Below are 6458 nucleotides of genomic sequence, written 5' to 3'. Positions count from 1 at the left end.
TATTGCGGATTGCCGCGGGACCCCGCATGCTGACACAACACCTCCCAGCCCTTGACCGCCTCCGTGGTGGCCAAACGCAATTCCCATCCCGGCTACCGCCGCGGATATCCCGCAGCCGAGACCGTGTAGGCCGCCTCCACTAGCATCCAGCCACCGAGTTGGACGGACAGGTCTCGTTCCGGAATAACGGACGACCGCACGGTTCCGTCGGTGAACGTGGCGATGCCGGAACTCGTTCCCGGTAACTGCGCCTGCATGGTCCAGTCGTGGCCGAAGAGCGGCTGACCCTCGATCTGCAACCTGTTGTCCCAGGCCGCGGTGGCCGAGGTGAGGACGAGCCGGGCGGCCGTCTCCCGGGCCCGGATATCGGCGGGTGTCTCCCAGGGCAACATCACCGCCGTCAGTGCCAGATACCGTGCGAGGATTCCGTTGAACAGTCCGCCGTCTCCCCCGCCGCTGCCCTCTATCGCTCCGTTAGGAGCGAGGTGCTCGTCGATGGCGTCCACAAGGCGGTGGATCCTGTTGCGATGTCGCGGTGAACCGAGGCGCACGGCGAGTTCGGTGTCGAGTCCGAGCGCGACGCCCTGACAGTACGAGTACACGCTCCGCTCGATCTTGCCTCCCGAACGGATGCCGTCGAGGATCAGGTTGGTGTCGCCGTCCCGAAGTGTCTCGTCGATCCAGTCGGCTGTGGCCTGGGCGCGCCACAGCTTGCCGGTGCGCGCCAACATGATCCCGGCAGGTCCATTGGCTGGAGCGTTGTAGAAGTCCGAACCCTTCCTCCATGGGATGCCGCCGCCTTGTTCTGGCGCCCACGCATCGAACAACTGGGATTCGAGGACCTGCACGGCACTTCTGTTGTCTATGAGGTGCATCCGCTGGGCACGCTCGAGCGCTATCCCAAGCCAGGCCATGTCGTCGTAGTAGTCGTTGGTCCAGCCCGACAGATTGCGTAGCCGGTGGCTGCGGGCCAGTTTCACGATGCGACATCGACGCCGCGGGGTCGGGTCCCGTTCGAGTGCGTCGACAGCGCAATCGAGCAGGTGCGCCTGCCACCAGTAGTGCCAGCTGAAGAAGAGTCGCTCGCGCCTCGCCGCGGGCCACGCCACCACACCCAGTGCGGTGCCCGGGAGAGCCCACAGCCGACGAAGGTGCCTGCTCACCACCGCTTCTTCCGCCGCGTCCGCGCGCGCCGACCACATCCCCTGCATAGGAGTTGATCATGCCTATTCGCCGTGGGTTCCGCTACCAGGCGCGGCCGAGGTCGGCATGTTGACGAATCCAGGCATGCATGGCGATTCCGGCGGCGACACCCGCGTTGATACTGCGGGTGGATCCGAACTGTGCAATCGAGACCGTCATCGCCGCAACCTCTTTCGCCTCTTCGGTGACCCCGGGTCCTTCCTGGCCGAACAGCAGCACACAGTCTCGCGGCAGACTTGCCGTCTCGAGCGGGATCGAACCTGGTGTGTTGTCCACGGCCACAATGGTGAGACCCCGCTCATGTGCGAACTCCACCAACCCGTCGACATCCGAGTGGTGGACGACGTGCTGGTAGCGATCAGTGACCATCGCACCTCGCCGGTTCCAGCGCCGACGCCCCACGATGTGGACCGCTGCGGCGGCGAACGCATTGGCCGTGCGCACTACGGTCCCGATATTGGCATCGTGGCCGAAGTTCTCGATAGCGACATGCAGTGGGTGACGCCGCCCATCGATGTCCGCGACAATCGCTTCACGCTTCCAGTAGCGATACGAGTCGACGACGTTGCGGCGGTCACCGCCGGCCAGCAGTTCGGGATCGTAGCGGGGATCCGACGGAACAGGTGTGTCGTGTTCGTCGCTCCACGGTCCGACACCGTTCGGGTTCTCCCCCCACTCGGTGGGGCCCAGGCCCCCCTGCGCGTGCACCGCCTCCGACTCTCCGGCCACGTCAGAACCTCTCGTTGGAATCGGCTGCGGAGGTGAATCCGTGCGAGGTCTCGTCGCTGTTGTACATACCGTTGTTGCACATGCTCAGACACACCAACGACACCCGACTCCACGCCATACGGTTACCTCCACACACACTTTCCTGCTCCCGGCACTTGACTCTAACGGGGAGCGGGCGGCTGGGCTACGTCCTGGATCCCACGGCGGCTAACCTGAAGCTGGAGGGAAACGATGAATCATCAGCGCATCGTGCGGACCGTCTGCTTCATCACGGTCGGCTACGTCATGGTCCTCGCCGTCTGGCTGGGATGGTTGGTTGATCACACCCCCCCGGCCACCATCCCTTATCAAATCATGGGATTGCTCGCCGCCTTCGGCTCGGCGCTCGGGTTGGGGATGATGGCCGCCGGACGCCCCAGCCGCAAGGACCGTAAACTCGAACGGCACGGACTCGAGGGCTGGGCCCGCATCGAGCACGTCACCCCGCTTCGGCGCACCGTCGACAACGGGGAACTGACCGAGTTGGACCTCCGACTGACCGTGCCAGGGTCGGATAGCTACAACGGCCGCGTCGTCTACGAGGTGCGACGAGAAAACATCACCCGCTTCGTTCCCGGGGAAACCATCTCCATCCTGGTTGACCCGAAGGACCGGGACCACATCATGCTCCGCCCGTGACCCCGCGCCAGAATGGCCGTACAGCGCGCACACTAACCATTTATGGATGAAGCTGCGCACTGAGAGCCCCAGCGATCCGCCGGTAGCCTGTGTGACCCCAAACTTATCTGGGCTGAAGCAGATCCTCACGTCGAACGTCCGAGTGTGATCTGCCGGAACAACGCATCTCCCCACCTTCATTTGCCAATACATCCGATAGCATGCAAAATGCGCGCTACTCGGACGCGAATGTCCGAGCGCACTCAGGCCTGCACAGGTGATCGCGAGAACGCGGGCCGCATTCGGAGAATGATGGCGGAGGTTTTCGCACATGACCAAACGCAACGATCTGGGAGTGCTCGCGCTCCTCACGGCTGCGATGGGAATCGGACCACTTCTGATCTACGGGTTGAGTGCAACGAGCACGCTGGTCATCGACTCATTGAACATCACCGTCTCGCAATTCGGCTTCCTAGCCGCACTCACCTTCATCGCGGCATCGGCTTCTTCCTTCGTGTTCGGTAGATTCGCCGACCACTTCTCGCCTCGGGCGCAGATGCTCGGCATCTTCAGCGCCGCCGCGGCGTCGTACGTCCTTGCCGCGGTGTCACAGAACTACTGGTGGCTACTGGTGGCGATGGCGGTGTCCGGAGTTGCGCAGGCGCTCTCGAATCCGGTCACCAACCGAATTATCAGCAAGAATGTCGCATCGTCGCGGCAGGGGACATGGATCGGCGTGAAACAGTCCGGCGTCCAGGTCAGCCAACTCGTTGCCGGCCTCGGGTTTCCGATACTCGCCCTCGCAACAGGTTGGCGAAGCACACTCTGGGTCGGCGCAATCGTCGCGACACTTCTTACCGCCGTCGCATGGCGTAGGTATGGCGGCGGGGCCGATGCCACAGCCGCCCGCCTGCCCACTTCTGAGCCAGAACTGGAACCCGACGGCAGACGTCGATCGGAGAAGGCCCCAGTCCCCCGGACGGTCTGGCTATTCACGGCCTACGCGTTGCTGTCCGGGGCGGGATTGCAGGCTACGAACGTGTATCTCCCCCTTTTCGCGCACGACGCACTGGGCCTGCCGTTGACAGTGGCCGGGTTAACCGCCGCCGCCGCCGGGGCGGTAGGTGTCACGTCGCGAATCTTCTGGGGCCGTACTCTTTCCACGGATACCAACCCGTTCACATTACTCCTCATCGTCGCTACCGGCTCCACCTTCGGAGCCCTCGCACTACTTGGAGCCCAGCTATGGGTATGGCCGACACTGTTGTGGGTTGGCGTCATCCTCCACGGGGCCTCGGCACTGGCATCCAATGTTCTGGTAATGGCCGGAGCCGTCCGGACTGTCGCGCCCTCTCTGGTGGGACGGGCTTCGAGCGTGATCGCCGTCGGGATGTACTTCGGCTTCGCTGCCGGACCACTGGCCGCGGGGGCACTGGTGGAGCGGACCGGAAGCTTCATATCCGGCTGGCAGGCGACCGCTGGCGTCTACGTCCTTTGTGGCGTGGTCAGCGTTGCGGGTATCCGCATCTCACGCCCGCGATCTAGGACCGCAACACCAATCGAACGCGATAGGTTGAGCCTGTGACGAAGAACCGCGAAGCCATGCCGGCGCCAACGCAGAGCCGGGACCATATCCAAGCCCTCGGCCGTGGCCTGGAGGTACTGAAGATCTTCGGCACGGAAAGACGCCCCTTGTCGGTCACCGATATTGCCGAACTGGCTGGCATAACTCGGACCGCCGCAAGACGATTCATCCTGACTCTTGAGTATATGGGCTACCTGTCGTTCGACGGCAACGCCTATGCCGTTCGCCCGACTGCACTCGAAGTCGGTGACGCATACATTCAAAGTAACGCGTTACTCGAATTGGCACATCCGTACCTCGAGAAGCTAACGGAGCAGACGCACGAAACCGTGTCGTTGACCGTGTTGCATCGGGACCACGTGATCTACGTCGACCGGGTGCAGGCCGATCGGGTTCTCACGGTCAATATCGTCGTAGGCACAAGCCTACCGGCGTATATCACGGCTACCGGACGCGTCCTACTCGCCGATCTACCCGACGACGGGATCGAGGCCTACCTGCGATCAGTCGAAGAGCAGGAGCCAACGGTCGACACAAAACAACTGCGCGAGAAGATCTCCGCCGCACGTGAACGCGGTTGGTGCCTTGCGGATCAGGAACTCACCGCGGGCATACGGTCGATCGCAGTGCCAGTGCGTTCCCCCGACGGATCCACAGTCGCTGCCCTGAACGTCTCCGCCCAGGCCGCTCGGATATCGAAGGAGTCGATGCGCGGCTCGATTGTCGCGGCCCTACAGGAGGCGGCGGCGCAGATTCAGAAGGATCTCGCCGCCACACGATCTGGTCGGAGCACCTGAATTCAGGCGTCCAGGACCAACCGCTCGGTTCGGGATCGGCCGACACAGATCAGCATGGTCTCGCCCTTCTCCTTTTCGGCTGCGGAGAGGATCGAGTCTTGATGTTCGGGCACGCCGTCGAGTACTCGGGTCTCGCACGAGCCACAGAACCCGTCTTCGCAGGAGTAGAGGATATCCGGATTCGCCTCGAGCACGACCTCGAGAAGCGACCGGTCTGCGGGCACGGTCAGCGTACATCCCGTCTGACGAAGCTCGACTTCGAATTCGGAGGGATGATCAACGCCTGTGTCGCCGACGGGAGCGGCGTCGACGGCCGAGGATGCAGCAAACCGCTCGAAATGCATAGCCTCGGAACCGATTAGCCGCACACAAGTGTCTCGAACAGCGGTAATCAAGGACTCTGGGCCGCAGCAATAGACCGCCGCTCCGGTCGGAACATCCGTCATCGCGACTTCGAGATCGATGTGCCCACATTCGTCCTGCGGAACGATCGTCACGGCACCGCCCAGCTGTGACAATTCGTCCAAGAAGGCCATGGTGGGCTTGCTCCGGCCGCCATAGTAGAGGCGCCACGAGGCCCCTTCCGTAGCGAGTTGCCGCGCCATCGCCAGTATTGGGGTGATACCGATGCCACCCGCGATCAGGACATAGTGAGATGCGGCGTCGAGAGCGAAGTGGTTGCGTGGACCTTGAATCGACAGAGGGTCGCCTTCACGGATCACGTCGTGAATCTCCCGAGAACCTCCGCGCCCGTCAGCCTCGTCGAGCACCGCGATCCGATACGCAGTCGTGTCTTCGGGATCACCACACAGGCTGTACTGGCGGACCTTACCGGAAGGGAGCACCACATCGATGTGTGCACCCGGCGCCCACGACGCGAGACTGCGACCCTGAGGGTGCTCGAGCAGCAGGGACACCACCCCCTCCGACTCAGTGTCTTTCCTCCTCACCAGAAGTCGTTCCGTCTCGTGAACCATGTCAGTCCCTTCCTGCACTGGCCACAGGTGCGCAGTGCCCTTCTTCTCGTCGACCACCCTTGAGGACGTCGACGAACCCCGTAGCCGGCGCAACTTGGTTGACGGACACCAGCATGTCCAGTTCCGTCCGGAGCAGGGCCAGCGCCTTCGCGCCCTGCGGGGACTCCCACCCCTTTTGGTCGACAAGCACACCTGCCAGCAGATTTCCCGACTTCCGGGCGGCGTCGGCGATCACCGAAACGAACGCAAGCGGCACCTCTGGCAGATCCGATCCGACGAGGATGATCATGTCCGAATCGACGACAAGATCATCGATAGTCTGCGTAGTGGAACCGTGGGCATCGATACCACGGACGCGCACCGAACCCTCACCGGCGGCGGCGACCACCCGCACGTCCGTCAGGCCCGCACTGGCCATTTCTGCGACAAGCCTGTCACCCGACGGACCTAGTGGAACCAACAGAATTCGCGCCTGGTATGACAACCGATGTGGCGATGTTCCAGTCATGA

Annotated in this window: 7 protein-coding genes; 3 read left to right on the top strand and 4 right to left on the bottom strand. The window is 63.0% G+C overall.

Translation table 11 applies throughout. The annotated features are described in order from the left end of the window. Positions 1–92: 92 nt before the first annotated feature. Together RM2_RS13260 and RM2_RS13255 are read right to left on the bottom strand one after the other, a co-directional pair. Positions 93–1211, bottom strand: coding sequence for a glycoside hydrolase family 76 protein (locus RM2_RS13260; protein ID WP_072689927.1), 1119 nt, complete (start codon positions 1209–1211; stop codon positions 93–95). 34 nt (positions 1212–1245) lie between these two features. Further along, complete coding sequence (locus RM2_RS13255; RefSeq protein ID WP_072689925.1) at positions 1246–1932, bottom strand: TrmH family RNA methyltransferase; 687 nt, start codon at positions 1930–1932, stop codon at positions 1246–1248. Between the two features lie 231 nt (positions 1933–2163). On the opposite strand from RM2_RS13255, the gene RM2_RS13250 reads away from it, so the two are divergent. The 3 genes from RM2_RS13250 (at position 2164) to RM2_RS13240 (ending at position 4971) form a co-directional block, all read left to right on the top strand. Then, positions 2164–2610, top strand: a complete 447-nt coding sequence (locus tag RM2_RS13250) for a hypothetical protein (protein ID WP_072689923.1) — start codon at positions 2164–2166, stop codon at positions 2608–2610. 310 nt (positions 2611–2920) lie between these two features. Continuing rightward, on the top strand, positions 2921–4174 hold the full coding sequence (locus tag RM2_RS13245; protein WP_072689921.1) for an MFS transporter: 1254 nt from the start codon (positions 2921–2923) through the stop codon (positions 4172–4174). After that, a complete protein-coding gene (locus tag RM2_RS13240) occupies positions 4171–4971 on the top strand; it encodes an IclR family transcriptional regulator domain-containing protein (RefSeq protein ID WP_084721780.1) in 801 nt (266 codons plus the stop codon). Before RM2_RS13245 ends, RM2_RS13240 begins: the two co-directional genes overlap by 4 nt. 2 nt (positions 4972–4973) lie before the next feature. Here RM2_RS13240 and RM2_RS13235 read toward each other — a convergent pair whose 3' ends face one another. Both RM2_RS13235 and RM2_RS13230 read right to left on the bottom strand, forming a co-directional pair. Next, positions 4974–5948 carry a PDR/VanB family oxidoreductase gene (locus tag RM2_RS13235; RefSeq protein ID WP_072689919.1) on the bottom strand — a complete coding sequence of 325 codons (975 nt, stop codon included), beginning with the start codon at positions 5946–5948 and terminating at the stop codon, positions 4974–4976. A gap of 1 nt (position 5949) precedes the next feature. Next, positions 5950–6456 carry a hypothetical protein gene (locus RM2_RS13230; RefSeq protein ID WP_072689917.1) on the bottom strand — a complete coding sequence of 169 codons (507 nt, stop codon included), beginning with the start codon at positions 6454–6456 and terminating at the stop codon, positions 5950–5952. Between the last annotated feature and the right edge of the window lie 2 nt (positions 6457–6458).

It is taken from the genome of Rhodococcus marinonascens NBRC 14363 (assembly GCF_001894885.1).
Lineage (GTDB): Bacteria > Actinomycetota > Actinomycetes > Mycobacteriales > Mycobacteriaceae > Rhodococcus_F > Rhodococcus_F marinonascens.
Note: the sequence above shows the minus strand (reverse complement) of the source record. Positions and strands in the feature narration are given on the sequence as shown.

What these genes read in the sequence shown, in the direction of transcription:
- RM2_RS13260 (WP_072689927.1), bottom strand. Translation starts at nt 1,211, where the DNA reads ATGCAGGGGATGTGGTCGGCGCGCGCGGACGCGGCGGAAGAAGCGGTG.
- RM2_RS13250 (WP_072689923.1), top strand. Translation starts at nt 2,164, where the DNA reads ATGAATCATCAGCGCATCGTGCGGACCGTCTGCTTCATCACGGTCGGC.
- RM2_RS13245 (WP_072689921.1), top strand. Translation starts at nt 2,921, where the DNA reads ATGACCAAACGCAACGATCTGGGAGTGCTCGCGCTCCTCACGGCTGCG.
- RM2_RS13235 (WP_072689919.1), bottom strand. Translation starts at nt 5,948, where the DNA reads ATGGTTCACGAGACGGAACGACTTCTGGTGAGGAGGAAAGACACTGAG.
- RM2_RS13230 (WP_072689917.1), bottom strand. Translation starts at nt 6,456, where the DNA reads ATGACTGGAACATCGCCACATCGGTTGTCATACCAGGCGCGAATTCTG.